Origin of the sequence: Marinobacter sp., assembly GCF_041595835.1 — a bacterium.
In the GTDB taxonomy this organism is placed as follows: domain Bacteria; phylum Pseudomonadota; class Gammaproteobacteria; order Pseudomonadales; family Oleiphilaceae; genus Marinobacter.
On sequence record NZ_JBFHJO010000001.1, the window covers coordinates 18,097 to 45,089 of the forward strand.

General features: G+C 51.6%; 23 protein-coding genes and 1 tRNA gene. 11 read left to right on the forward strand and 13 right to left on the reverse strand.

From position 1 onward, the window contains the following. Together ABYA77_RS00120 and ABYA77_RS00125 are read left to right on the forward strand one after the other, a co-directional pair. Positions 1-1,011 (forward strand): c-type cytochrome, encoded by a 1,011-nt coding sequence (locus ABYA77_RS00120; RefSeq protein ID WP_372963900.1) that lies wholly within the window; start codon positions 1-3, stop codon positions 1,009-1,011. 91 nt (positions 1,012-1,102) lie between these two features. Next, the gene (locus ABYA77_RS00125; RefSeq protein WP_372964117.1) at positions 1,103-2,047 is read left to right on the forward strand and encodes an AEC family transporter; all 945 of its coding nucleotides are present in this window, start codon (positions 1,103-1,105) and stop codon (positions 2,045-2,047) included. A 71-nt stretch (positions 2,048-2,118) separates the two neighbouring features. Here the strand turns inward: ABYA77_RS00125 and ABYA77_RS00130 are convergent. Beyond that, a tRNA-Ser gene (locus ABYA77_RS00130) sits at positions 2,119-2,209 on the reverse strand. Positions 2,210-2,394: 185 nt separating this feature from the next. Between ABYA77_RS00130 and ABYA77_RS00135 the strand changes: the two genes are divergently transcribed. Beyond that, positions 2,395-2,925, forward strand: a complete 531-nt coding sequence (locus tag ABYA77_RS00135) for an isochorismatase family protein (protein ID WP_372963901.1) — start codon at positions 2,395-2,397, stop codon at positions 2,923-2,925. Between the two features lie 20 nt (positions 2,926-2,945). Continuing rightward, positions 2,946-3,599, forward strand: coding sequence for a cupin domain-containing protein (locus ABYA77_RS00140; protein WP_372963902.1), 654 nt, complete (start codon positions 2,946-2,948; stop codon positions 3,597-3,599). Positions 3,600-3,676: 77 nt separating this feature from the next. Here ABYA77_RS00140 and ABYA77_RS00145 read toward each other — a convergent pair whose 3' ends face one another. Then, positions 3,677-4,504: a protein-glutamate O-methyltransferase CheR gene (locus tag ABYA77_RS00145; RefSeq protein WP_372963903.1), complete on the reverse strand. Its 828-nt coding sequence runs from the start codon at positions 4,502-4,504 to the stop codon at positions 3,677-3,679. A gap of 37 nt (positions 4,505-4,541) precedes the next feature. Beyond that, positions 4,542-5,471: a chemotaxis protein CheV gene (locus ABYA77_RS00150; RefSeq protein WP_372963904.1), complete on the reverse strand. Its 930-nt coding sequence runs from the start codon at positions 5,469-5,471 to the stop codon at positions 4,542-4,544. Between the two features lie 181 nt (positions 5,472-5,652). Here ABYA77_RS00150 and flgA point away from each other — a divergent pair, with 181 nt between their 5' ends. From flgA to ABYA77_RS00165, 3 genes are all read left to right on the forward strand, one after another. Further along, the gene (gene flgA / locus ABYA77_RS00155) at positions 5,653-6,354 is read left to right on the forward strand and encodes a flagellar basal body P-ring formation chaperone FlgA (protein ID WP_372963905.1); all 702 of its coding nucleotides are present in this window, start codon (positions 5,653-5,655) and stop codon (positions 6,352-6,354) included. Positions 6,355-6,483: 129 nt separating this feature from the next. Further along, positions 6,484-6,810 (forward strand): flagellar biosynthesis anti-sigma factor FlgM, encoded by a 327-nt coding sequence (gene flgM / locus ABYA77_RS00160; RefSeq protein ID WP_372963906.1) that lies wholly within the window; start codon positions 6,484-6,486, stop codon positions 6,808-6,810. A gap of 7 nt (positions 6,811-6,817) precedes the next feature. Next, positions 6,818-7,288, forward strand: a complete 471-nt coding sequence (locus tag ABYA77_RS00165) for a flagella synthesis protein FlgN (protein ID WP_372963907.1) — start codon at positions 6,818-6,820, stop codon at positions 7,286-7,288. Between the two features lie 68 nt (positions 7,289-7,356). On the opposite strand, the gene ABYA77_RS00170 is transcribed toward ABYA77_RS00165, so the two are convergent. After that, complete coding sequence (locus ABYA77_RS00170) at positions 7,357-8,112, reverse strand: pilus assembly protein PilB (protein WP_372963908.1); 756 nt, start codon at positions 8,110-8,112, stop codon at positions 7,357-7,359. Positions 8,113-8,326: 214 nt separating this feature from the next. Here ABYA77_RS00170 and ABYA77_RS00175 point away from each other — a divergent pair, with 214 nt between their 5' ends. The 3 genes from ABYA77_RS00175 to ABYA77_RS00185 all read left to right on the forward strand — a co-directional run bounded on the left by ABYA77_RS00175 (position 8,327) and on the right by ABYA77_RS00185 (position 11,547). Then, the gene (locus ABYA77_RS00175) at positions 8,327-8,932 is read left to right on the forward strand and encodes a peptidylprolyl isomerase (protein WP_372963909.1); all 606 of its coding nucleotides are present in this window, start codon (positions 8,327-8,329) and stop codon (positions 8,930-8,932) included. A 4-nt stretch (positions 8,933-8,936) separates the two neighbouring features. Beyond that, positions 8,937-10,814 carry a bifunctional tRNA (5-methylaminomethyl-2-thiouridine)(34)-methyltransferase MnmD/FAD-dependent 5-carboxymethylaminomethyl-2-thiouridine(34) oxidoreductase MnmC gene (gene mnmC / locus ABYA77_RS00180; protein ID WP_372963910.1) on the forward strand — a complete coding sequence of 626 codons (1,878 nt, stop codon included), beginning with the start codon at positions 8,937-8,939 and terminating at the stop codon, positions 10,812-10,814. A gap of 100 nt (positions 10,815-10,914) precedes the next feature. Further along, complete coding sequence (locus ABYA77_RS00185) at positions 10,915-11,547, forward strand: CBS domain-containing protein (RefSeq protein WP_372963911.1); 633 nt, start codon at positions 10,915-10,917, stop codon at positions 11,545-11,547. Between the two features lie 37 nt (positions 11,548-11,584). Here ABYA77_RS00185 and ABYA77_RS00190 read toward each other — a convergent pair whose 3' ends face one another. The 5 genes from ABYA77_RS00190 to ABYA77_RS00210 form a co-directional block, all read right to left on the reverse strand. Then, complete coding sequence (locus ABYA77_RS00190) at positions 11,585-14,269, reverse strand: hypothetical protein (protein ID WP_372963912.1); 2,685 nt, start codon at positions 14,267-14,269, stop codon at positions 11,585-11,587. 153 nt (positions 14,270-14,422) lie between these two features. After that, entirely contained in the window at positions 14,423-16,459 is a 2,037-nt protein-coding gene (gene ligA, locus ABYA77_RS00195; RefSeq protein WP_372963913.1) for an NAD-dependent DNA ligase LigA, read from the reverse strand. Positions 16,460-16,482: 23 nt separating this feature from the next. Continuing rightward, complete coding sequence (gene zipA / locus ABYA77_RS00200; RefSeq protein ID WP_372963914.1) at positions 16,483-17,490, reverse strand: cell division protein ZipA; 1,008 nt, start codon at positions 17,488-17,490, stop codon at positions 16,483-16,485. Between the two features lie 121 nt (positions 17,491-17,611). Beyond that, positions 17,612-21,106 (reverse strand): chromosome segregation protein SMC, encoded by a 3,495-nt coding sequence (gene smc / locus ABYA77_RS00205; RefSeq protein WP_372963915.1) that lies wholly within the window; start codon positions 21,104-21,106, stop codon positions 17,612-17,614. 1 nt (position 21,107) lies between these two features. After that, the gene (locus ABYA77_RS00210; protein WP_372963916.1) at positions 21,108-21,788 is read right to left on the reverse strand and encodes a GntR family transcriptional regulator; all 681 of its coding nucleotides are present in this window, start codon (positions 21,786-21,788) and stop codon (positions 21,108-21,110) included. 271 nt (positions 21,789-22,059) lie between these two features. Between ABYA77_RS00210 and ABYA77_RS00215 the strand changes: the two genes are divergently transcribed. Further along, positions 22,060-22,986, forward strand: coding sequence for a GGDEF domain-containing protein (locus ABYA77_RS00215; protein ID WP_372963917.1), 927 nt, complete (start codon positions 22,060-22,062; stop codon positions 22,984-22,986). A gap of 7 nt (positions 22,987-22,993) precedes the next feature. Here ABYA77_RS00215 and rluB read toward each other — a convergent pair whose 3' ends face one another. From rluB to ABYA77_RS00235, 4 genes are read right to left on the reverse strand one after another with little or no spacing between them, the layout of a single operon-like run. Continuing rightward, positions 22,994-24,001 (reverse strand): 23S rRNA pseudouridine(2605) synthase RluB, encoded by a 1,008-nt coding sequence (rluB, locus tag ABYA77_RS00220; protein WP_372963918.1) that lies wholly within the window; start codon positions 23,999-24,001, stop codon positions 22,994-22,996. A 39-nt stretch (positions 24,002-24,040) separates the two neighbouring features. Next, positions 24,041-24,706, reverse strand: coding sequence for an SMC-Scp complex subunit ScpB (gene scpB, locus ABYA77_RS00225; RefSeq protein ID WP_372963919.1), 666 nt, complete (start codon positions 24,704-24,706; stop codon positions 24,041-24,043). A gap of 16 nt (positions 24,707-24,722) precedes the next feature. Then, positions 24,723-25,550: a ScpA family protein gene (locus ABYA77_RS00230; RefSeq protein ID WP_372963920.1), complete on the reverse strand. Its 828-nt coding sequence runs from the start codon at positions 25,548-25,550 to the stop codon at positions 24,723-24,725. Between the two features lie 39 nt (positions 25,551-25,589). Continuing rightward, positions 25,590-26,804, reverse strand: a complete 1,215-nt coding sequence (locus ABYA77_RS00235) for a tryptophan--tRNA ligase (RefSeq protein WP_372964118.1) — start codon at positions 26,802-26,804, stop codon at positions 25,590-25,592. Positions 26,805-26,993 lie beyond the last annotated feature (189 nt).

Sequence of the window (26,993 nt, forward strand, 5' to 3'; positions counted from 1 at the left end):
ATGACACGCATATTCTTATCCGTCGTACTATCCGGGACAGCATTATTCTCTGCCAATGTCGCGGCCAATGATCAATCGCAAACACTCATCGACACGCTAACGGAAATGGGCTTTCCTGCGCCAACCGAGAACCAGCTGGTACATATCCCCCCCACCATGGCGGATCTTGAGGAAGCCGATATCCACCCGGAACTCAAGAAGGTTATTCGCAAGGGCTATAGCTTGTTCACCAACACCCAGCAACTGCGTGGCAAAAATGTTTTCAACAACATGAACTGCTCCAGCTGCCATTTGGGCGAAGGCCGAATGCCTTTCAGCGCCCCAGTCTGGCCTGCCGCGGTAACCCTACCCGACTATCGAGGTAAAAACGGCCACGTAAACAACCTTGAAGAACGCATTGCCGGTTGTTTCACCTACTCCATGAACGGCAAGCCGCTGGAGTACGGCAGTGACAACATGCTGGCACTGGCGGCTTATCATCAGTGGTTGGCAACCGGAGTCGAAATGTACCCCAAGAAGCCCATTTACGGCCGGGGTTTCCCAGCACCAGAACGCCCTAAAGAACTCAGCTACGAGCGGGGAGCGCAACTCTACAAAGACAATTGCTCGGTTTGTCACGGTGAAGATGGTTCCGGACTGCGTGTAGATGGCCAGACCGTGTTTCCCGCACCCTGGGGTGATATGTCTAACAACTGGGGTGCCGGTATTGTCCGTCTGTTCACCGCAGCAGGCTTTATCAAGAACAACATGCCTCTGGGCCAGCCTAATTCGTTGTCAGACCAGGACGCCTGGGATATCGCTTTCTTTATGGACAGCCAGGAGCGCCCGCAGGATCCTCGCTACACAGGCGACGTAAAGGAAACACTCGAGAAGTTCGGCCCTTCATTCCACAAACATTCCATGTACGGACAGGTTCGTGAACATGATGGCAAAGTCCTTGCTGATCACAGCAATACCGGCGAGAAGACTTTTTTAAAACCCGATGCGGTTGCCCCCAGAACCTTCGATTAGACTTATCTGTATAATCAAACCTGAAGGCCTCCCTTGTGGAGGCCTTTTCCATTGACGCCAGCAAACAGGAACCCTGCAACCTTTGAGCAATCTGCTAGCAACGTTTACATACACCCTTGAAATCACCTTGCCTGTCTTTGCCATGGTATTCCTCGGCATTGGTCTGCGCCGCATCGGATGGGTTGACCAGCATTTTATTACCACCGCATCTGCCCTGGTGTTTAAGGCCACTCTCCCAACCCTGGTCTTTCTCGCGATCGTAAAAGCAGATCTGAGCACGACACTAAACCCGAGCGTGCTCCTGTTTTACCTGGTCGCAACCTTGATGAGTTTTTGTTCAGTGTGGCTTTGGGCCACCAAAAGAGTGAGCAAAGCCGATGATCGGGGCGTCTATGTTCAGGGGGCCTTCAGAGGGAACTGTGGCATTGTAGGGCTGGCGTTAGCCGCCAACCTATATGGCGACTACGGGCTCTCAGCAGGAGGCATATTGCTTGGCCTGGTGATCATTTCTTACAACATTCTGTCTGTTGTCGTTCTGCTGGCTTACCAGCCGGACAAGGTCATGAACTTCTCCAGTATCACCAGAGATATCGCTCGCAACCCACTGATTATATCCGTTTTTCTTGCTATCCCTTTTGCTGCTGCAGAAATAAGTATTCCACAGTGGGTAATGACCAGTGGTGAATATTTTGCCTCTCTGACACTTCCCCTCGCCTTGCTTTGCATTGGCGCAACGGTTTCACTGAAGTCTATACGCACAGAAAGTGGACCCGCCCTGGGCTCAGCTATCTGGAAAATGGTTACCTTGCCAATGGCCTGCACACTTGCTGCCTGGCTATTTGGTTTTGAAGGGCGAGAGCTGGGCCTGATGTTCCTGTTTTTTGCCAGCCCGACAGCCGCAGCGAGTTTTGTCATGGTCAAAGCGCTTGGAGGAAATGACCGGATGGCCGCCAACATCATCGCACTGACAACACTACTGGCCAGTGTGACGGTCACTATCGGGGTATTTGTGCTGCAGTCGGCGGGCCTGACCTGAACAACATGAACGTCATTCCGACCCGTCAATAAAAAACCCTGATTCTCTATACGAAAATCAGGGTTTTAATTTGGCGGAGAGGGAGGGATTCGAACCCTCGATACGCTATTAACGTATACACACTTTCCAGGCGTGCTCCTTCAGCCACTCGGACACCTCTCCAATAAACTGTTTCAAATCAGCGGCGTTGTCGCTCATTTGAGGGCGCAAACTTTAATTGTTTTGGAGTCGTTTAGCAACCATCTAAATAAAAATCCCTGAAATTTCTTTGCAACTGCTTCAACTCCCCTATTGATGGGTAATTTCGCTATCCTAGTCACAATACGCCCCACTACTGGAGAACAACAATGTTGATGAACGCCGAACATTCAACCCTGCTACTGATTGATGTACAAGAAAGGCTGATGCCCGCTATCAGTCAGGGTAATGAAGTCATTGATCGCTGCACAACGCTTGCGATTATCGCGGGCCTTCTGGAAGTCCCTGTGATCGGCACAGAACAATTACCAGACAAATTGGGGCCAAATGTTGAATCCGTCAGGGAACTCTGTAACAACACTGTCGAAAAATACCACTTCGATGCTTGTCCAGACGGGCTGATCGATGAATTACCCGAAGGTCGTCAGCACATAGTAATCGGTGGCTGCGAAACCCATGTGTGTATGTTACAAACGGCTTTAAGTCTTATAGATGCCGGGTACAAGGTTTGGGTAGTGGCCGATGCTACCGGTTCACGCAACGATTTTGACCGGGATGTCGCGCTTGACCGTTTGCACCAAAGCGGCGCTCGCATTGTGACAACTGAAATGGTGGCGTTCGAGTGGATGACGCACTGCAAACACCCGCGTTTCCGTGACATTCAGGCACTGATTAAATAACGTTGCCCCGAGGGCTTTGTATGCTGAACATGAATTTTTCTGCCCGGGTAGTGATTCGTACTCATGAGCAAGACTGGGCTCCCAGCCCTGCAGCCGGAGTTGAGCGCAAACCCCTGGCCCGAGAAGAGGCAGAGCGTGGCCATGCCACCAGTATCGTACGCTATAAGCCCGGAGCGTCCTTCGCCCGTCACGAGCATCCGCTGGGTGAGGAAATCTTCGTTCTGGAAGGCGTATTTTCGGATGAAGATGGCCACTACCCCGCAGGCACTTACCTTCGCAACCCGCCAGGTAGCGGCCACGCGCCGTTCAGTGAAGAAGGATGCACTCTATTGGTCAAACTACACCAGTTTGATCAACGCGACACTGATAAAGTTTGCATCGACACCACCGCCGCAACATGGCTGCCGGGCATTGGCGGCTTACAGGTCCTGCCCCTTCACGATTTTGAGCATGAACACGTAGCCCTCGTGAAATGGCCTGCCAATGAAGTGTTTCAGCCGCACAGGCATTTCGGTGGCGAAGAAATACTCGTGTTATCCGGAGAGTTTTGTGACGAACACGGGAGATACCCGGCAGGCACCTGGATACGAGCCCCCCATATGAGCGAGCACCATCCTTTTGTCGATGAAGAAACTGTGATCTGGGTTAAGACAGGGCATTTACCCCAACAGTAAAACCGGCGGGGAAAGCCAACGCCCTGCCCCAACTCACCTATGCGGATGATTTAAGGCGAGCCCAGGCAGAGCACAGCTTATTTCTTTCTATAGATAATGCCAGGATGGCATTGAACCATTTCGTAAAGGTCTGGCAGGCCATTCAGCGACTCTGACGCCCCCAGAATCAGATACCCTCCCGGATTCAGAGCTCCATGCAGCCGGGTCAGAATGTCTTTTTTCAACTCTGCAGAGAAGTAGATCAGCACATTACGGCACAGAATAATATCGAACTTCCCAAGCATGTAGCGCTCCAGAAGGTTCAACTCTTTGAACTCCACCATAGACTTGATCTGGGAATTAATCTGCCAGCCACCGTTCACGGATGGCTTAAAATAGCGCTTCTGGCGATCGGGCGACAACCCCCGCCCGATGGCAATCATTTCGTATTCACCACTGCGCGCAACATCCAGAACACTTTTGGAAATATCAGTGGCCGTTATCCGCACATCCCTGAGCTTACCCGGATGGGTGCGGCGGAACTCATCAACCACCATGGATACCGAGTAAGGTTCCTGGCCTGTCGAGCAGGCTGCAGACCAGATACGCAAAGGCTGTAACGATTTTCTCTCTGCAAACTCAGGTAGCAATTTATCCTGAAGAATCCTGAACGGATGATTATCCCGAAACCAAAGTGTTTCGTTGGTTGTCATTGCATCGATAACGACTTCGCGTAGCCCTATACGCCCAGAGCGCTTCAGCCGCTCCAGTAACTCACCAAGCGTATTCAGACTGTTCTCTTCAAGAATCCTGCGAAGGCGGCTCTTTACCAGGTATTGCTTATTATCCCCAAGCAGAATGCCACACGCATCCTGCAGGAATGTTTTGAACTCTTCGTACTCCTGAGGCGTTATATCCGCTTTCATTGGATCTCTATCATGAGTAAATTGATCAACAGAAACATCAATTCTTATCAATTATTTCCATCACGCGCTCAGCCAGCTCATCGGGGCTGAATTTGGCCATAAAGTCATCTGCTCCCACCTTCTGAACCATCGCCCGGTTGAACACACCACTTAAAGACGTGTGAAGCATGATAAAAATATCTTTCAGCGCGGGGTCTTCCTTAATTCTGGTAACCAGGGTGTAGCCATCCATTTCAGGCATTTCCACATCGGAAATAATTAATGAAAGATGGTCTCGGACCGTAGTACCGTCGCCGGTAATATCCTTCAGATAATTGAGCGCCTGTTTCCCATCATTCTGAGTAATCACCTCCATACCAATATCGGTCAGGCAACGGGAAATCTGGCGACGTGCAACAAAGGAGTCATCCACCACCAATACAGGAAGGTGGCCAGCTACACGCTCAGCACTTCGTGAAACCAACGCATCAGTCACCTCTTCACGAAGCGGAGCAACCTCTGCAAGAATTTTCTCTACATCAATGATTTCAACGAGTTTTTCATCAATTTTTGTAACTGCAGTTAAGTACACATCTTTGCCCGCGCCTTTTGGCGGCGGCATGATATCCTCCCAATTCATGTTCAGGATGCGGTCAACTCCTGAAACCAGAAAACCCTGAGTTCTGCGATTATACTCGGTGATAATAACAAAGCTGGTCGCCAACGCTTCCTGAGGCACGCCAGGTAAGCCAATCGCCATGCCCATATCAATAATGGGTATTGTCTCCCCTCGAATGTGGGATACACCGCGTACCACACTACGACTGTTAGGAATGGAAGACAGCTTCGGGCATTGCAGCACCTCTTTCACCTTGAATACATTGATGCCGTATACCTGACGGCCACGCAGCCGGAACAGCAACAGTTCAAGCCGGTTCTGACCGACCAGTTGAGTACGCTGATTGACGCTGTGTAATACCCCTGCCATGACCTTTCACTCCTGGCGTGCCGAAGTCGGCATCAAAATTGCTTTATTACCCACAGAATATGAGTAATCGCGAAATAAAGCCAAATTGTTGGCGCTTAGATATATCGGCCGTAACTCGGTTTTCTTAACCTTTTTCGCTTGAACCACGGACTTCACGACAGCATAGGACAAAGCGACACAGATGCGAATCATCATCTTGACGGCGTTATGCCTCTGCAATAGTTTGCCAGCAATGGCTGACGATGCAACAACTGCGAGCGATATACGGCAAATGGCTGGCACATTTCTTGATGCATGGGCAGCCAACCAGTCTGAGCTTGGCCGCCGCGTGACGTTCAGCATAGGCAACGTAGACAGCAGGCTTACTCTTGCTCCCTGCGGCGGCGAACCAACACTCAGCTTTGCCAGTGATCCGCTAACGACGTCCAGCCCTTCTATATTAGTCAGATGCTCTGGTGACCGCCCATGGCGAATGTATGTAACCGCCTCCGTTGAGGTCTATGGCCCGGCACTGGTCGCCTCCAGGCCACTGACCCGCGGGGAGCGCCTGACAAGTTCAGCCATTACCTCTGACGAGGTTCAGCTCAACGCAAGCCGTCAGGGTATCCTGACCGACAAGAGCGTCTTGCAAGGCATGACGATTCGCCGCCCCGTACGAACCGGAACCGTAATAACCCCAGACTTACTGGAAGCGCCCCATGCCATCGAGAGAGGCGACCATGTTATCATCGTCGCCCGATCCGGTTCATTTTCTGTAACTTCTCGTGGCAAAGCTCTGGGCAACGCAGGTGTTGGCGAACAGGTAATGGTCGAAAACCTGCAATCTTCCCGTACTTTAAAGGCTACAGCGGTTGCACCAGGGCGCGTAGAAATCCCGATGTAACCGTATGCGTCAGAACAGCGGAAATTTTTTTCCGAAATACTCTAAAGTACGGCAACAAATTGCCGTTAAGCAGATATAAATCCGAATCCGCCACCAGTCACATGTGGCCACATGCAAGCAGGTAACATTATGTCAGTTGACTTAAATGGAATTGGCCCAGGCCAGGTCAACACCACCAGAACATCGGCCGATAAAACCGCAGGCAGCCCAGGCACTACACCTGCAACGGCTGACCATGCGAAGGCTCAGAGCCCGGCAGCCCGTGGTGAAAGCGTCAGCCTCAGCAGTCAGGCAAAAAACCTGAAACAGCTGGAGGAAAAGCTCGGCAGTTATCCAGAAATGGACGATGACCGTATCGCACAGATTCGCTCTGCTCTTGATAATGGCACCTATAAAGTTGATGCCGAAAAGCTGGCCCAGAAAATGCTTGAGATGGATAAAAGCATTTTTGGGTGAGTAGAGTATGGCCGCAATCGATGAGTTGAAGACCCTTCTTTGTGAAGACCTCCGCCAGCTAGACATTCTGGCGGATCTTCTTATCCGGGAAAAACAGGTGTTATCCTCCCCGGATATTAACCCCCTGCAGGAAATCACCGAGCAAAAAAGCCGTCTTCTTGGCGATATCCGTGAGCGGGCCCGGCAGAAAATTCATTTGCTGGTCAGTTTGGGTTACCGCCCGGATTCAGGGGAGCCCTCACGCTTTATTCGTGCAGGCGGGATGGATGAGCTCTACCAGTTGTGGAAATCTGCAGACCAGAAGCTCCGTGAATGCCAGGCTATAAACCATAACAACGGTCGAGTGGTTGGGCATCTTCAGAAGCGACTGGCCAGAGTGACCGATATATTTCGCGGCGCCTCTGCCCAACAAAAACTTTATGGATCGCAAGGGCAACAAACCAGCGTCTCCAGCCGGACCATATTGGCCAGCGCCTGACCCAGCCCCGACCTAAAGCAAAACGCCCGGCAATGTACCGGGCGCTTTTTTTTATTAGAACACTACGATTAACGAGTATAAATCGTCATCTGAGAGTCCGGGTGAAAACGAATACCCTGCAGACTGATACTCCCCATAGATGCACTATTACCGCCAGATACCCGAATATTATCCATCCGGATTTCCTCGATCCTTTCCGGCATAGCTAACTTTAGCGCACCGTCCTCGCGGATAGAGAATCGCTCCTCACCCTCACGATAATGAACACCAGAGATAGTCAGCTCAGAGTCAACAAAACTCAGCACCGGCACAAACACGTTAGCAGCAAGCCTGATTCCCTCAACAGCGTCAAGGCCCGCAGCCTCAGGATCACTTACCTCCCCGTCAGAAGCCGTCTCCTGCATCGCTGTAACCGCTTCAATTCGATCCAGCAAGCCGATACCCTTTTGTCCGGACACCCCGGACATCTCACTTTCAGTCAGAGGTACAAAACCATAACCTTCATATAACTGCCCCGCGCTTGCCACGGCATCTGAATCCGATACATGGTTATTCGTCGCAGCAAAAGACACCAACGGTTGAAAAGGGAGTGCAACCATCGTAACCAGAGCAGCAGCATTCCGGTATCGGGACTGATGCTTCAGAACTCTGTTCAGATCTTTCTCACTGATGCAACCAGAGGAAATCAGTACCTCACCCAACCGGAGCCCCGAAGTCCGTTGCGACAACAGAGCTTCTTCCAACTGACTTTCAGTCAGGTAACCGCGATTTATCAACAACCGGCCAAGCCGTGACTTTTCTTCAAATCCCTGATGGACTTTCACTGGACTTCTCCTGTGTTCACTATGAACACCGTACAACCTGGCCCGGCATTATGAATTCGTTCAATATAGCTCAAGAATATCTGACTGCAGCATCATCTACTGTTTGCTTTTGCTCTTATCGGAGTAAGGATCTGTTAAAATCACCTACTATTTTGTAGCCAACCTGATTATGTCAGGATTTCCGACATCAGTTGAAACAGAGAGCGCCCTTTAAATGACAAATTACGTAAAACTCCCACCCTTTGTGATATCTGTCGTATTTCTGTTCATATCAGCAATCTTCTTGTCTAACTACGCTCATGCTGATAGCAGCAATGAACTCCCCAAAGTCCGCGTTCTGACATCTGAAGGCGCGTTCGTCCTCCAGTTGCGGCCCGACGTCGCACCGAAAACGGTCGAGAATTTTCTGAGCTATGTTGAAGATGGCTTCTATGACAACACTATTTTTCACCGTGTTATTTCGGGATTCATGATTCAAGGTGGCGGATTCACCGCTGACATGTCACGAAAACCCACAAAATCACCCATTAAAAACGAAGGCAGTCAAACCTTGCCCAACCTTCGTGGCACGATTGCGATGGCGCGTACAAGCAACCCGGACTCAGCCACATCTCAATTCTTCATTAACGTTGTAAACAACGACTTTTTGAATGCTGGTGCCCGCGGCGCAGGCTATGCAGTTTTTGGCAAAGTAACCGAAGGTATGGGAGTTGTTGACCAAATAGCCTCCGTTCAAACCGGACACAAACGTGGAATGGCCGATGTACCAGTCACTCCTGTTATGATCGAAAGCATCACGCTTCTCAACACCGAAGAGTGATCCCATGAAAGCATCTGTTCACCCGCCGGCTTTAGAGCCGGCGGAATTACTCTGGCGTGATGGTATCCCGGAGTCTGCGCGTTTTGGCGATGTCTATTTTAATCGTGATAACGGCCTGTCAGAATCCCGCCATGTGTTCATTGAAGCAAATGAGTTGCCTGGCCGCTTCGCAGACCTAAAGGCCAACACGCATTTCGTGATTGCAGAAACCGGTTTCGGCACGGGCCTTAATTTTCTGAGCACTTGGGCTGAATGGAAAAAACATCAGCCACAGACCAATAGTGTTCTGCATTTCATATCCTTTGAACGCTTCCCGCTCACCACGCCAGACTTATCTAAAGCACTGGCCCTATGGCCAGAACTGGCACCATTCGCTGACCAACTTATCACCCAGTATCCGCAACTGATTAAAGGCACTCATCGCTTGCTATTCGACGAAGGGCGGGTCCGTCTTACTTTGTGCTTCGGTGATTTGCTCTATGGATTAGGCCACCTCTCATTTATAGCTGACGCTTGGTTTCTTGATGGTTTTGCACCGTCTCACAACCCAGACATGTGGGCTGAGAATGCCATCAGCGCGATACGGGAGCACAGCAAGCCCGGTACAACGTTTGCCACATTTACCGTAGCCGGCCGCATAAGGCGATCACTTGAAACGTCCGGCTTCAAAATCCAGAAGCTCCCCGGATTCGGTCGTAAGCGGGAAATGCTTGCAGGAAAAATCGTTGCTGACACTCATCCCGAAAGCCAGCCAACAATCAAACCCATAGCCATTATTGGCGCGGGTATTGCCGGCTCGATGTTAGCCAGAAACCTGGCAGAACGCGGTCTTCCCGTTCTGTTAATCGACAAAGCAAGCCACCCGGGTTCCGCAGCATCCGGCAACCCGCAGGGCGCCCTCTATGCCAAGCTCGGGATCGAATACAACGCTCAGGCAGAGTTGGCGGCAACCGCATTAACCTTTAGCCAACGTTATTACCAACCATGGCAGTCGGACTTCTGGCACCCTACGGGCTTGCTTCAGCTAGCTACGACAGAACAGGAAGAAGCGCGGCAAAAGAAATTTTGCGACCGCAACCAATACCCCGAAACCTTCCTCACTCCCGTTAGCGCAGACAAGGCGACGGAACTGGCCGGTATTACCATTAAAGTACCCGGGCTGTGGTTTCCTCAATCAGGCTGGCTTGAACCTTCCAAAGCATGCCAGCGCCTTGCCTCACATGAACAGATAACACCACTGTATAACCGGCAGGTGACTCGTATTGAACGTTATGGTGATGAATGGATTCTTCTTGATGGTCAGGGTACCAGCCACACCGTCAGCAGGATCGTCATTGCCTGCGGACACCAGACCGCTGACATCGTACCCGTGACCGGCGAGCTCCGATTGAAGCCTATACGTGGTCAAATTTCTTATTTGCCTGAAACCAGCCTTAACCAGCCCGCCACCGTTATTTGCGGTTTGAAATACCTGAACCCTGCAAACAAGGGGCAGGCAGTAACCGGCGCAACTTTTGATCTGAAAAGTGACAATCCACGGCCAACCGTAGAGGGCCATCAGGAGAACCTGGACGAACTGTTCCGAATGCTCCCTACCCTTTGCACTAATGAATCGCTACAGGCTGGCTCACTCAATGGCCGAGTGGCCTTCCGGTGCGCAACCCACGACTATCAACCCGTGGCGGGCGAACTCCTTACAGAGTCAGGCAACCCGGTAGAGGGGGTCTATCTTTTTACAGGATTAGGCAGCAAGGGGCTCGTTTGGGCGCCATTACTCGCCGAGTACCTTGCTGACATCATCACAGGGCAGCCACCCTGTCTGCCGGACTACCTCGCACGCCGGATAGAAACTCAACGGCTGTACCGGAAGCCGAAAACCTGAAGATTTCACTCCAGAACTGAAGTTTTCAGGATGTCAGCCGATACCCCCGATAAGAGAGGTCTCGCAACTATTGCGCTGATCAGTTTAAAAAGGTGATGTTATGTCTATTCACGTCAGCGAACCGGGCCGGCCCATTGGTACTCGCCTTCCCGATGCATTTCGAAGCCGTCGGGTGGGTGACGTTACCGAGCTTAAAGAATCCAGCGCAATCTCAACTGACCATAACGAAGCCACTGACGCAGAGTTTCAACAAGCTGCGAATAGCGGCAGGCACAGGGCATTACAAGAATACAGCACGGCTGCAGCCGGGGAGCGCAGAGACGAAAGAGTTTACCTTCCTGTCTCGGAGATAACCTCTCCCGCACAATATTCGATACCTGCAACAGCCACTATGAGCCAGGCGCTCGCGGCCATGGAAGACTATGGTGTGCACCATCTTGTGGTACTGTCGGATGATAATGTGGCGGGGCTGATTGACCTTAGATGGTTATTGAACTGGGTAAACGAGCACAGGGCTGAAGCCGACACCCAGCGCCTTCTACACATTGAATTACCCGCGTTTCTGACGGCATTCCCGGAAACCGACGCCCATCAACTCGCACGTTTGATGCTGGCACATCGCCTGAACGCTGCCCTGGTTGTGGCCCCAGGGGGAAAACCTGTCGGCATTGTCACCAGTACGGATTACCTCAAACTCTACGCCAGTGCCAGCCGACACGAGGGCGCAGTTTAATCCTGCCCCTCGCCACATTTCCACACAACATTTACTATCAGGGAGCTATCGGCGTCAGTAGCTTACCTTCAGGGCTGAATACCAGAAGTTGCCGGATACCCGCCACTTCAACCAGAGCCAACACTTCATCATCCCGGAAATTAGCTAAATCCAGAAATGTCATGTTGTACGGCAGTTGCTTGCCCCAATGGCGGTAGGCAGCGTCATCTTCAGAGCTACGCCGAGCCAAAACCCCATCATTATCTGTGGCGCTCTCGCTGCGTTTTTTAAGCTGGCCATTAGTGTTCCCGGCAACCACAACATCCCCATCGAACAACACGCTGCGGCTCAGGGTTTCCTTAGACGTATCCGCGTAATCATTGACTTGATAAGCAGCATTTGGAACACCTGCGGTACTGAAGCCCCACACGAAACCAGCCGGACTGTTAAGGTCATAGTCACGGGTAAGCTCATTATCTTCATCCTCTACCTCAGTGATGGAATAGGATATGCCCTGAGCATCACCCACCAACCAGGCGGATCCGGCACCGAAAACGCCGTGTTTAAGCAGCTCCGACTGGTCAGCACCAACCTGAACAGGCTTCAACGCAGAGGTGGCACGGCCACTGGCAAAAAAGGGGCCAACTGAGCCTGAGCCATCTATCGTGACCTGCGCGTTCCCGAACAACACAGGCGTTGACGCATTAAAGCCCCCCCCCACAAGGACGTCGGTACGGCTTGAACCTATCAGGCGAACAGCCTTCTGAGACGGGGCCCCGTCTTTTTCCTCAATTTCAACCAAGAAAACGTCTGATGAACCTGATACGTTCTGGTCACCCCAGTCTCCTGTTGTATCACCAGCCAGAATGACTAATGGCTTGCTACCCTCAGAGCCAAGCCCTATCCAACGAACAAAGTCATCTGACTTAGATCCCACTTCGTGTTCCCAGACAAACTCATAGGCTCCTGGAGCTGGCGGAACCTCCTTAAACCGATACAGCGCCATGTGCACATCTTCTCCACCTATAGCACCCGGAGCTGAGAATCCAACAGCGAGCTCATGGTATGTAACCCGGGGCGTCACTGTAGTATCCAGTCGATCGGCAGCATGGATATAGACATCTGTATTGGTTGTCCCGGGTGCCACAGTCATGGTTTGCAGAATGCCACCCGCCTGATCAAATATCCGAACCTCTATATCTGTGTCGGTATATCCGGCCACAAACAGCCGGTTATCATGCCCCAACTCAATATCCGTCGGCGTAAAATCTGTGAATATCTGGGGGGCAATCAGCCGGTTCAGGTTAACCCGCAACAGCGTATCTGCCTCTCCCCGGGCGTAGCCTTCTCTTCCTGCCTGGTATGCATCATCAACGGACAAATGCAAAAAGAGATCGTCAAACCCATCATCCGGGTCAACGTCATATGATATTCCGCGGAGACTGAATTCAATCTCATTTTTATCAACGGGGAAGGTCAGCTCTGAAACAGTTACGTCGTCCGGCCCCACAATTTCGTACTGAACTCCCAGTCTGGCGCCTGCGCCCTCACCTTGTTCCGAAAACCTGACGGACACCGGGCCATCCCTTTCGCCGGTCAAAACAGCCTTGTAGTTCGTTAACGAACCCTCTATCCCCGCACCGGGGTCAGCGTCTGCGTTAATAGCGTCTTTATTCCCACCATTCAGGGTTTGCACAGACACTACAGGCTCGTTATCGACAATAGTAATGCCGGCTTTGACCTCAGTATCATTTGAGCCAAGTGCGGCAATCCCTTTGCGGACTTCGGTCAGGCGAATATTGGCAAGCTCGTTGGATTCTGGAATATTGTCATCTACAACTTCCAGCGGGATATAACATTCAGTGATGCCTGGCTCTAGTATGAGCACCCCTTTGTCGTACACATTTTCATCATATTTAAGATAAGAAAGCACTTTGCCATTTTTGTCAGCAGGAGCCGCAGAGTCAGAGCCCCGGATAACAATATCCTGCCCCACAATCGCACGCCCCGTGTTCGAAGTACTGTACTCGCATCGTTGGTGTGGTTTGCTGAAGCTAGCATCACAATTATCCGGGTTGAAATCACTGTCCAGCTGAAAAGCAACAACAATTTGGGTAACAGACGGCTGATCCAGCTCTACTTTTGCCAAAACTCGGCGAGTTGTTCGGGTGATGGTTTTAACCGTGTCCAGTTCGCCATTTTCGTCGTATATATTCAAATCAAATGTATGTTGACCTGCGGACTTCAGATCCGGCATCGCACACGCGTTCTCCTCCTGAGTTTCCAGTTTCAGCGACTCGCCTTCAGTAAACTCCGAAGGCTCTACCGACAATACGTTGCGCTTAACCTCAATATCAAATGGCAGAAAACCGGCCATTCTTCCATCAGTACCCAGAATTTCAATATTCTCATGCTTACCGAGGTCAGCATCACCGCGATTGCCGCCGGACAGCCCGGGAACTCCCCGCATAATAATACCTTGTCGGGCTTTATTTGATGTGTCCTCCAACGCAAGCCAGGACGGTGCATTAACTAAAGAGTAATCAAGGATACTTTCACCGCCATACGCACCCCAGTTGTAATAGTACTCTACCCCGAGATAGGCCGTGGGTGCTGGCGCCCCCACCAAGGTTGGTTGGTCAGGACCTTTCTCGGTTTTGCAGCCGGTTGCGGCCAGCGCGATAAGAGTAAGGGCAGCCAGACGGCCCGAAAGGATAGTGCGGGAAAAAAAATCGGCGCGCATGCAAAAATCCGTTTCTTAACGTTGTTGTTTTGGCAGTGCTCTGCTGAGATTTAACACAGCAGATTTACACACCGTTACAGATCAACGCCATGTTAGCCAATTTGTTGGTAACAGGACCTGCGCGAGTTCTCAGATTCACCGGCCAGAGCCGGCTCAGACCTCTATGCCGTGGTTAGCCAAAAACGCTAGCAGCCCGTCCTCATCCAAAACCTTCACGCCAAGTTGCTCTGCTTTTGTCAGCTTTGAACCAGCCGATTCACCAGCAACAACACAGGAGGTCTTCTTAGACACGCTGCCAGCAACCTTGGCGCCCAGCGCCTCGAGTTTTTCCTTGGCCTGGTCACGAGTCATCCGCGAAAGCGCCCCTGTCAGAACCCAGGTTTCTCCAGCTAAAGGTTGTTCCTCAACTGAAAGCACCTGCTCTTCCTGCCAGCTAACCCCTGCATCTTTAAGCGCCTGAAGGATTTCCTGGTTATGGGGCTGGTCAAAGAAGCTTCGAATATGGCCAGCCACAATTGGGCCCACATCCTGTACCAGCTTCAAGGCCTCTTCATCCGCCGCGGCAATTGCCTCAAGGGAACCAAAATGGGAAGCAAGGGACTTCGCCGTTGCCTCCCCCACTTCCCGAATACCAAGGGCATACAAAAAACGCCACAACACAGGATTACGAGAACGATCGATCGCTGCGATCAAATTACCGGCAGATTTATCCCCCATGCGCTCAAGGCTGGACACCTGGAACCTGGTAAGGCGATACAAGTCTGCAACCGTGCGCACCATGCCCTCATCAACAAGCACGTCAATAAGGCGCTCCCCAAGACCTTCAATATCCAGAGCCTTGCGGGAGGCATAATGGCGAATGGCTTCTTTGCGCTGAGCCGGACAGTAAAGCCCGCCGGAACACCGGGCAACCGCTTCCCCTTCGATTTGCACGATGTCTGAATCACACACTGGACAATGTTCGGGCATGGTTACACCCGGCGCACCTTCCGGGCGTTTCTCAGGTACAACTTTAACCACCTGAGGAATCACATCCCCTGCCCGACGAATGAAAACCGTATCGCCGATATGAACATCAAGGCGACGGACTTCATCCATATTATGGAGTGTCGCATTAGAGACTGTCACACCACCTACAAACACCGGTTTCAACCGAGCAACCGGTGTCACCGCACCGGTTCGGCCAACCTGAAACTCGACACCTTCGATAGTCGTAAGCTCTTCCTGAGCTGGAAACTTTTGGGCAATTGCCCACCTGGGAGCCCGGGATACAAAACCTAGCTGGCGTTGAAGATCCAACCGGTTTACTTTGAACACGATGCCATCAATTTCATAGGGCAAAGTCGTGCGTTTTTCCAACAAATCATTATAAGCCCGCAGACAGGCTTCAGCGCCGGTAGCCTTACGCATTTCAGGGTTGATTCTGAAGCCCCAGTTTTTTACCTGTTGCAAGCAGTCCCAATGAGTTGCTGGTAACTGGCTTTCATCGGTAACTGCCAGGCTGTATGCACACATCTCCAATGGCCGCTTGGCGGTAACCGTTGATTTTTTCTGACGCAAACTGCCAGCTGCAGCGTTACGTGGGTTCACAAAGGTTTTTTCACCCTGCTCCGCCAACCCTTGATTGAGTTTCTCGAAACCAGCTTTGGGCATGTACACCTCCCCCCTCACTTCAACCAATTCCGGGAAATCCGTCCCGCGCAGTTTAAGAGGGATTGAGGGTATGGTGCGGATGTTGGCAGTTATATCTTCACCGGTGTAGCCATCACCCCGGGTTGCCGCACGAGTGAGCATCCCATGTTCGTAATTAAGACTAACAGCCAAACCATCCAGTTTTGGCTCACAAACATATTCAACCGGCTCATCAGTACCGAGCCTTTCGCGCACACGACGGTCAAATTCCTGAAGTTCTTCTTCGCTGAAAGCATTATCCAGTGAGAGCATTGGCAGCCGGTGAGTCACTTCTGCAAAGCTGGTGTCAGAACTACTTCCGACTCGACAGGTCGGGGAATCTTCCGAGGCAAGCTCTGGGTACTCTGCTTCCAGCTTCTGCAGCTCCCGGAACAGGCGATCGTATTCCGCGTCAGGTATTCTGGGATCGTCCAGAACGTAGTAGTAATAGTTATGATCGTCCAGCGCTGCGCGCAACTCTTCCACGCGCAGCCGAACTTCTGAAGGGGTCTGAGTCATCAGGTGGGAGTCCTGGTTAAGCGTTACACCCGGTTGAAACGCTGTTTACGTTCAAACTCACGGATGCGCTGACGACAATGCTCTATGGTCTGGGGCGTCATAACGCTACGGCGTTCATCTTTCAGCTCACCCCCCATGTTACGTACCACACACTGAGCCGTTTCCAGCATGAACTCGAAGGCCTGCAAAGAATTAGTGGGGCCTGGCAGGCTCATAAAAAAGCTGATTCCCGGGGTGCTCAGTGCAGGCATATCTTCTGGCCGAAAGGTTCCGGGCTCAACGGCACTTGCCACACTGAATTGTACCGGTGACGTGGTATCACTGCCTTCATGGCGATGATAAATATCCATATCTCCATATTCCAGGCCGCACGCTTCAAACAGTTTCTTGAGCACTGCCCCCTGAAAGGGTTCACCTTGGCGAGAGAGTACATTGATAACCAGCACTTCTTTCGCTTCCGGGCGATTCGCGCCAGCCAAGGGTTGCTTTTTACCGGGACTGACAACTTTCCTTTTGGCGGTATCTTCCTGAACATCAGAAACCACAGTTTCAGCCGGAGATTCTTCAGGTTCAGGTTTATCCGAAACAGGTTCCGGCACTAACTTTTTCGAAGCTGACGACTCTGCTGTCGAAGCTTTCACTTCCGCAGACTCACGGCGCCGAACTCCCGGTGCGCTTACGAGTTCATCCTGAGCAATCTCCGGAGCCTCAAGCTCATCGCGGCTAGCACTCCAACCGGATTCGGCAGTGATCTCGCCTTCATTCTCAACGCTGCTCAAAGGCTCTGAGATATCCGATTTCAAATAGCCCTTTTCCTCAAGTGTGCCTCTGGAAACAATCCGGGCGCCTCCATTAGGCAACTCAGGATTGAAATCACTATCCAGTGGTGAGTCATGGAGCTCATCCACTCCCATGCCTGATGAAATAGCCATAGACTCCTTCCGGGCACGATGCATTCGCCGCAGACCATCAATGACAATTCCAATAATAACCAGGGTACCTATGGCAATTAACCATTCCCTAAGTGACATAATTCTGCTGTCCTGTTTGCAGTTTGGAACGTTGCTACTCTAAAAAAAGCCCGAAACGAATACAACGTACTCCGGGCTCATATGGCTGTATTGTCATGGTTGGCGGCTTTTTCGCCAACCATCAGGCTTCAGCCAGTGCTGCCGCCTCTTCCACATCAACCGACACGAGTCTTGAGCAACCGGGTTCGTGCATGGTTACGCCCATCAACTGATTCGCCATTTCCATAGCGATCTTATTGTGGGTGATGTAGATAAACTGGACCTGTTTTGACATTTCTTTAACCAGGTTCGCATAGCGCCCGACATTGGCGTCGTCTAATGGCGCATCGACTTCATCCAGCATACAAAACGGTGCCGGGTTTAGCTGGAAAATAGAGAATACCAGAGCAATCGCCGTAAGCGCTTTTTCCCCACCCGATAACAGGTGGATTGTACTGTTTTTCTTGCCCGGAGGCCTTGCCATAATGGCCACGCCGGTCTCAAGAAGATCATCACTGGTCAGTTCCAGATAGGCATTCCCACCGCCAAAGACTTTAGGAAACAAGGCCTGCAGCCCCCCATTTACCTGATCAAACGTCTCTTTAAAGCGTTGGCGGGTTTCACGGTCGATCTTGCGAATGGCATTATCCAGAGTTTCCAGTGCTTCCATCAGGTCATCGTGCTGTTCGTCCAGGTAGTTTTTCCGTTCGCCCTGAACCTGATACTCCTCAATGGCGGCCAGGTTAATCGCCCCCAACCGTTGGATACGATTACCGATTTTCTCTAACTCGTCCGCCCAGATTTTTACTTCTGCACCTTCAGGAAGTTGGCTGAGCACTTCCTGAAGTTTTACATCCAGCTCCTGAAGTTGCTCAATATAGTTCGCAGAACGAATTTCGAGCGCCTGAGATTCCATTTTCAGCTTTTCTAATCTGGCACGTACATCCTGAATGAGATGGTCCGTTCGACTCCTTCCCTGCTCCTGGTCGCGTACTTTCTTATCAATATCTTCCAGCGCATCTCTCGCCGCACCAAGCTTCTCTTCTTCCGCCAGGCGTCGCTCCAACAGGCCTTCCAACTGAAGTTTCAGGTCTTCAATTGGTTCTTCAGCCCCCTCTCTGGTCTCACGCAACACCTCAAGCCGCTCGTCAAGGCGTTCTTTTTGCAATTGCATGCGGTCGATGGTTTGCTTTAAGCCATCCCGTTGACTTTGCAGTGTTTGTAGCTGGAGTTGTAGCTGATGAGCATGGTCTCTGTCGTGTCGGGCGTCCTGACGTAACCGGTCAAGATTTTCACGAAGCGTGTCGCGCTGCTCCAATAATCGCTCTTTTTCTTCATCGCTGTCTTCAGTCGAAGCTAAAGCCATATCCCATTCTTCTTTAGCTTCTTGCAGTTGAATTTGCTGATCCTCAAGATTGGCCCTCACATCATCGATATCATCACGAATACGGGCTACACGCGCATCAATCTGCTCTGTCCTGGCTTTCAGTGCACTAGCACGAGACGACAAACCAGACAGCTCACGTTCTAAGTCAGTTTGGCGCCCCTGAGCGTCCTCCCTCGCGGTTTCTACACGCTCGCTCTGTTCCTGAAACTGCGCCAGTTGAGCATTTACCAGCTCCAGCTCTTGCTCAGCATCAGCGAGCTGCAGATGCAGTTCATCAACCTTTTTCTGACGTTCAATCACACCGACCTGGCCAGCCTCAGAGTCCGGCATTAACACCCAGTCACGAGAAACCCAGACACCCTCTTGTGTAATGACGCTATCGCCGGAATCAAGGCTGGCGCGACGAGCAAGCGCACCTTCTACAGAACTCGCTACATCTATTCGTAACAGGAGATGTTCTATAGCCTTTAAACCGCTGACTTTAGCCGCCAGGCCGGAGCCGGAAGAAACGTCAACAGTTTGCTGAGAAACCACAGCGACACCTTTAGGGGCTGTGGTTAACGCTTCATTCAGGTTTTCAAGGCCAGGCAAAGCCAATCCCTGAGTATAACGGCCAATAACCTGCTCAACGGCAAATTCCCAACCATCTTCAATGTTAAGGGATGCGGCAACGCGGGGGGCATCTGCCAAACCATTTTCGCTAAGCCAGGCCTGCAAAGTATCGTCTTGCCCACCCATCTGCTCATCTAAAAGTGCTTGCTGTGAATCAAGAGCGGCACGAAGGCTCTGAACCTTCTGGCGCTTACCGGCAACATCCTGTTCTGCACTTTTAAGTTTCTGCCGAACCTGGTACACATCATCTTGGAGTACCTGAATACGCTCAGCGGACTCTTCCCGTTGTAACTCGAGGGTGTCTATCTGCTCAAGCAGCGCGTCCAGTTCAGTTCTGTCGACCTGACCTTCAAGAAGCTCCTGCTCATCTTTCAATTTAAGATGTCGATTCTGCAACTGACTGATCGCATCTTCGAGAGAACGGATACGTGACTGGGCAAGCTCAGCCTTTCGGCGCGCATCAGAAGACCGGGTACTAAAAGCATCCCAGCGGTTCTGCCAGTCTGTCATTGCATCTTCTGCTTGCTGAAGTTTTTCGCCGGACTCTTCCGAACGCAGCATTAAGGCTTCTTGTTCTGGCTCGATCATACCCAGCTCTTCAAGAATGCCCGCCAGCTTATCCTCATCCTGCTCCAGCTCGCGTTGAATCTCACGCTGATTAGCGACGGCCTGATCCAGCTCAATAGCAGTCTGACGGCTGCGATCTCGATGATGCTCCAGACTCTGCTCTATCCGGGCAATATCCGCTCCGGCCTCATAATATTTAGCTTGAGCGCGATTAAAGTGTTCTGTTCGGTCGTGGTGAGCCTCCCGAAGGGATTCCAGGGAAGTTTCAAGGTTTACCCGCTCGGTGAGTAGCTTTTCAAGCTCAAGTTCTGTGTCGCGGATTTTCTCGCGCCAGGTTTGAAGGTCGTTATCCAGGGTTTTCCATCGAAGAACGGTAAGCTCTGCTTTCTTCTGTCGCTCTTCCAGCTTGTAGGCTTTGTATTTTTCAGCTGCCGCCGCCTGGCGCTCCAGGTGCTGGAGCTGCCGCCCAAGCTCTTCTCTTAAATCAGTCAGTCGCTCAAGATTTTCGTGCGTACGTTTTATACGATTTTCGGTTTCCCGCCGACGCTCCTTGTACTTGGAGATACCTGCGGCTTCTTCAATATAAATCCGCAACTCTTCTGGTTTGGCTTCAATGAGTCGGGAGATCATTCCCTGTTCGATAATGGCGTAACTGCGAGGCCCCAAACCGGTCCCAAGAAAAAGGTCCGTTATATCACGACGACGACATTTAGAGCCGTTAAGAAAGTACTCGGACTGCCCTTCCCTGGATACGCGGCGTTTAACCGAAATCTCATTGAATTTAACGAACTCACCCGGGGCTTTGCCCGCGTCATTATCAAAAACCAGCTCGATCGAGGCCTGTCCAACCGGTTTACGTGCAGTAGAGCCATTGAAGATAACATCTGTCATGGACTCGCCACGCAGATATTTGGCCGAGCTTTCGCCCATAACCCAGCGCACAGCATCAATAATGTTGGACTTGCCACAACCGTTGGGACCAACCACCGCCGTCAGGTTAGTCGGAAAAGGAACGGTTGTCGGGTCTACAAACGATTTGAAGCCGGCCAGTTTGATGGACTTAAGCCTCATGTCAGGTGTTCTCCTCCTTGAGAATGCTCAAAACCTGTTTTCGTTGATGTTCACCAAAATCCCAGATGGCCTGTTGAAGCTGGGCGGCATCATTGTTGAGTGCAGCATCTGCAAGCTGCCGGAAAAAGACGGCTGTTTCGGCCACTTCTCCCCGGAAATTTTCGAGGGCAGCATAGTACGTTCGACTGATGGCCGGACGGAAATTTTCAAGTGTTTCCTGAAGGAAAGGGTTCTCAACCAGACGATAGGCATACTGCACAACACCAAAACCCGCCTCAATGACCCGTTCAGCAGCATCATCAGCACTGGAGTTCAGAGCATCAATCACCTCTCTGAACTCGTGTATCTGGCCCATAAAGTCCCCCAGCTCACTTCCTGACCAACGCTCAAGAACCTTACGACCCAGCATGCACAACAAATCGATATAAATATCGTAAAGGGCATTCACTGAGCTTTCAGTCAGCTCGGAAACCACCGCACCTCGCCGAGGATAAATCTCTATCAAGTGTCTGCGTTCAAGAATGAGCAAAGCTTCACGCACTGAGCCACGGCTCACATTAAGCTCACCCGCAACCTTCAATTCCTGGATACGTTCACCTGGCTTAAGGTCACGCACCACAATCCGCTGGCCGATATGCTGGGCAATTTGCTCTGAAAGACTCTCGGGGGCCTCAAATCTCATACAACCATTGCTCACTTGATACTTTCGTGGGCGCAAGTTTATCACAGCCTCTGGTGAGCCCCACACCCTTGTCCGACATTTTGATTGCAGGTCTGAGCCGGAACGGCATCGATCTGCCGGAAAATTGACACCCAAACGGGAGCCGCGAACAAAAATTCTGGCAATACACGATTTTAAATCGTAGATGCCTGGTTTTACTTGGTATTTTTTTTATGGCATCAAAAATGCTATCGAAGAGATATATTTCTTTTACGGAACAGAGTGAGCTGACGTGAAAAACCTGACATCGATCCAGCCATCAACATCTCAACCTGCCCAACTGGCCGCGCTGAAGCAAGCGTTCCAGGAATGGAGTCAGGGTCCGGATATGCTGACCAGACTGACAAAGCGACTTTCCACAACGCTTTCTCTGGAAAATCAGCTAAGCATTATGGCGGAAGAGATTTCCTCTACGATTCCTTTCGACTCGATGCAGTACCGGCACAGAATTGCACGGCAGGACTTTGTATTTTCCACAGGAATTGGCGGGCCACACCGATGTGAATATCGCCTGACACTGGAAGGCGCTCACTATGGCAGTCTTACATTCCAGCGCCGCCAGAAATTCAGCGACGACGAACTTGCCGGAATAGAAATGATCATGTCGGCGGTCATTTGCCCCCTGCGCAACGCCTGCCAGTTTATCGCTATTGAACAAACAGCGCTTACAGACTCCCTGACAGGCATTGGAAACAAACGCGCTCTTGACGAAGAGTTGCAGCGAGCCGCCTCTCTCGCAGACAGGCTCGGGTCAGCTTACAGCCTGATCATTTGCGATCTGGACCACTTCAAGCTGATCAACGATAACCAGGGCCACGTGGTTGGCGACCACATTCTGGCAAAAACGGCAGAAAAAATTGAGCAAGCGGTACGCAACTCAGACATGGTGTACCGTTTTGGAGGGGAAGAGTTTGCGATCCTACTGCCACACACTCGCGAACAGGAAGCGCGAGACGTGGCAGACCGTATTCGCCTGGCACTGGAAACGATTCGCGTAGATGGCGGCGAAACTCCAATAACCGTAACCGGCAGTTGCGGCGTAGCCTCTCACTTAGTGGCAGAACAACCGGAACAGTGGTTGGCCCGCGCAGATGAAGCACTCTATCAAGCCAAGGCTAGCGGCCGTAACTGCACGCGGGTGTTTGCCTCAATCTCATGACCGGGGGCTATGCCCCCCGATTATTCCTTGCCGGACGTGTAGCACCTACTTTACCTCTTCGGGCATCCCTCTTGGGCTTGGCCGGTGCAGAATCACTCACCTGCCAACTACCCCGCTTTGCTTTATGAAGAGATTTCCCCGGGCTTTTACGAAGCTTTCGATCATGCTCCGCTTGTTCGCCCGGCGTTTTCTGGGGTACCTGAACCGTCTGAAGCCCTACTGTTCGGCTAAGGATGTCTACCGCTTTCTGATCAAGCTCTTCCCACTTACCCAATGTCAATCTGCTAGGCAAAAAGATCGGCCCGTAACGTACTCGCTTGAGACGACTCACTCTGACACCTTGAGACTCCCACAAACGCCGAACTTCACGGTTCCTTCCCTCAAGCAGGGTCACATGGAACCATTTGTTCATACCACTGCCGCCAGCCTGTGAGATATCCGAAAACTGTGCCATACCGTCTTCAAGCAACACACCTTGAAGCAGGCGCTGGATCATCGCGTCATCCACTTCACCAAAAACACGAACAGCATACTCTCGGTCAATTTGACTCGAGGGATGCATCAAGCGGTTCGCGAGCTCACCATCCGTGGTAAACAGCACCAGGCCGGTTGTGTTGAGATCCAGTCGGCCAATGGAGATCCACCTCTGGTCTTTCAGGCGCGGCAAACGATCGAATACGGTTGGACGCCCTTCCGGGTCTTTGCGGGTTGTCACTTCACCTTCCGGCTTATTGTAAATCAGTACGCGGCGAACCACCTGACCCGCGGAAGAGACATCAAGTTTATTTCCATCCAACTCAAAAGTATCTGCGATCGTTGCCTTTTGTCCGGGCTCGGCTGGCCGTCCATTCACCAACAGACGCCCGGAATCCATCCAACCTTCAATCTCGCGGCGCGAACCAACACCCGCCCGGGCCAGAAGCTTCTGAATGCGTTCCGGGCCTTCAGTCAGTGATTTTTCACCCTGTGCAGCTTTCTTGCCTGCACGTGGTTTTCCGGGGCTAGATGCCACCATGTGTCCTTTCCTTAATAAGTATCTGACACCATCAGGGTATCAGTGAATTGTCTGTACTGATGGAGCATCTTCGTCCAGGCTGTTTTCAGCCGGGTGCTCGCGTTCGCCCAGGGTAGACTCAAACTCAATCTCACCCTGCATTTTCCCCTCTATTTCCCGGCCAATCTCTTCCAAATCCCGAACTTCTGACAAAGCGGGCAGCTCATCCAGGCCAACGAGGTTGAAATAATCCAGAAACTGCTTGGTGGTAGCATACATAGCCGGGCGCCCCGGCACATCGCGATGTCCTACTACACGCACCCACTCTCGCTCAAGCAGGGTTCGAATGATATTGCTGCTTACCGCAACGCCGCGAATATCTTCTATCTCCCCCCGGGTAATCGGTTGTCTGTAGGCTATCAGGGCAAGGGTTTCCAAAAGGGCCCGGGAATAGCGTTGCGGTTTTTCTTCAAATAACCGACTGACCCAGGGTGCATACTCTTCTTTAACCTGCAAACGAAAGCCACTGGCAACCCGCTTCAATTCGAATCCCCGACCCTGGCAGGACTGTTCGAGCATAACCATAGCGTGCTCCATCACTTGCCGGGCCGGACGTTCCTCTTCAAGGAAAAGCTCACGGAGCTGCTCCAGAGACAGCGGTTTGCCCGATGCCAGCAGCGCCGCCTCAGCGATAGCCTGTATCCTTGCCAGATCTTCTTCATTCATGGTTATTCAGTATCCTTCAGCTGACCGCTCTGGCCCGAACATGAATGGGCCCAAGAACTTCCGCCTGCACAATCTCAATCAACTGTTCTTTAACCAGCTCCAGCGTTGCCAGAAAGCTCACAACCACGCCAAGACGGCCTTCTTCCACCGTAAACAGACTTTCAAAAGTGACAAACCGGTCACCCTGAAGTACGGAGAGAATGTGTGACATGCGCTCCCGCGTTGAAAGACGTTCTTTTTCAACATGGTGACTGGTAAACAGGTCTGCTCGTTTGAGCACGCCATGCAGCGCCAGGATCAGTTCGCGCATATCCACATCGGGGTGTGGTTGAGTTGACGGCAATTTCGGCAACGCAGCAGAACCAACAAAACTGTCACGCTCCATCCTCGGCATCTGATCAATATCTTCTGCCGCTTTCTTAAACCGCTCATATTGCTGCAACCGGCGAATAAGCTCTGCCCTTGGATCCGACTCTTCATCATCGTCAGCTTCGTGACGGGGAAGCAACATGCGGGATTTAATCTCTGCGAGGGTTGCCGCCATCACCAAATACTCAGCGGCCAGTTCAAAGCGCATGGACTCTACGGCACCGATGTAATCCATGTACTGACGGGTGATTTCACTAACGTCGATGTCCAGAATATTCATATTCTGGCGCCGGATCAGGTACAACAATAAATCCAGAGGCCCCTCAAAGGCCTCTAAAAACACAGCAAGCGCATCGGGTGGAATATAAAGATCTTTAGGCAGATCCACCAGCGGCTTGCCAGAAACCAAAGCCAGGGGCACCTGCTCCATGACCTCTGGCAGCGCCTCAGCCTGCGCTTTGGTTTCTTCCGTCATGCCAGCTTCCGCCTGTCTCTGAAAATTGCCCGGACTGGCTCAGCGATAGCTGAGCCCCATAGCTGCCCGAACTTCTTCAAGAGTATCCCTCGCTGCGTCCCTTGCATGCTCTCGACCTTCTTGCAGGATGGAATATACGAGATCCGGATTATTCTCGTATTCTTTAGCACGTTCGTGCAAAGGTTTCTGCTCTTCAACGATGGCATCAATCAGCGGACCCTTGCATTCCAGGCAACCGATTCCAGCACTTCGGCATCCCTTCTGTACCCAATCACAGGTTGCGTCATCCGAATATACTTTGTGCATACTCCAAACCGGGCATTTTTCCGGCTCACCGGGGTCGGTTCTGCGCACACGCTGAGGGTCCGTTTGCATAGTACGGATTTTTTGGGCCACGCTGTCCGGCTCTTCCCGCAGGGCAATGTAGTTATTGTAGGATTTGGACATTTTTTGACCGTCCAGCCCCGGCATTTTGGATTCTGGAGTAAATAACGGCTGGGGCTCAGGCAGAATCACTTTGCCACCACCTTCGATGTAGCCATATAGACGCTCACGATCACCCAATGAAATATTTTGCTGCTCTTTTAGCAACGCTCGGGCAGTTTCAAGAGCTTCGGTATTGCCCTCCTCCTGGTACCGTTTTTTCAATGAGCGATACAGTTTGGCGTTTTTCTTGCCCATTTTGACAATCGCCGCCTCAGCATAATCCTCAAAACCTGGCTCACGCCCATAAATATGGTTAAAGCGACGCGCAATCTCACGGGTAATTTCCACGTGCGACATCTGATCGGCACCCACCGGCACCTTTCCGGCCCGATACATCAGAATATCCGAGGACATTAGTAACGGATAACCTAAAAATCCGTAGGTGGCCAAATCCTTTTCTCGCAGCTTTTCTTGCTGCTCCTTATACGTGGGAACCCGTTCGAGCCAGCCCAGCGGAGTGATCATCGACAGTAACAGGTTAAGTTCTGCATGCTCCGGGACCTGTGACTGGATAAACATGGTAGACGAACCCGGGTTAACACCGGCGGCCAACCAATCAATAACCATGTCCCACACACTCTGTTCGATACCAGAGGGGTCGTCATACTGAGTGGTTAAAGCATGCCAGTCAGCAACGAAAAAGAAGCACTCGTACTCGTGCTGGAGTTTAACCCAGTTTTTCAGCACACCGTGGTAGTGGCCGAGGTGAAGCTTGCCGGTCGGACGCATGCCGGACAAAACTCTTTGCTGGGAATCGACAGAACTCAAAGCACGAACTCCTTCTTTCTGTTTTGAAGATGCCTGATTTGCCGTGAACATACGGCCTCATAAACCAGGCTGACCGGCCATTATAGTCGCAACACCCGGCCGCGTTAAGCAAACACTTATAAAACAGTAAGCCAATAACGCAAAACCCCCGGAATTCATACGAATCCGGGGGTTTTGTTAAAGGCAATG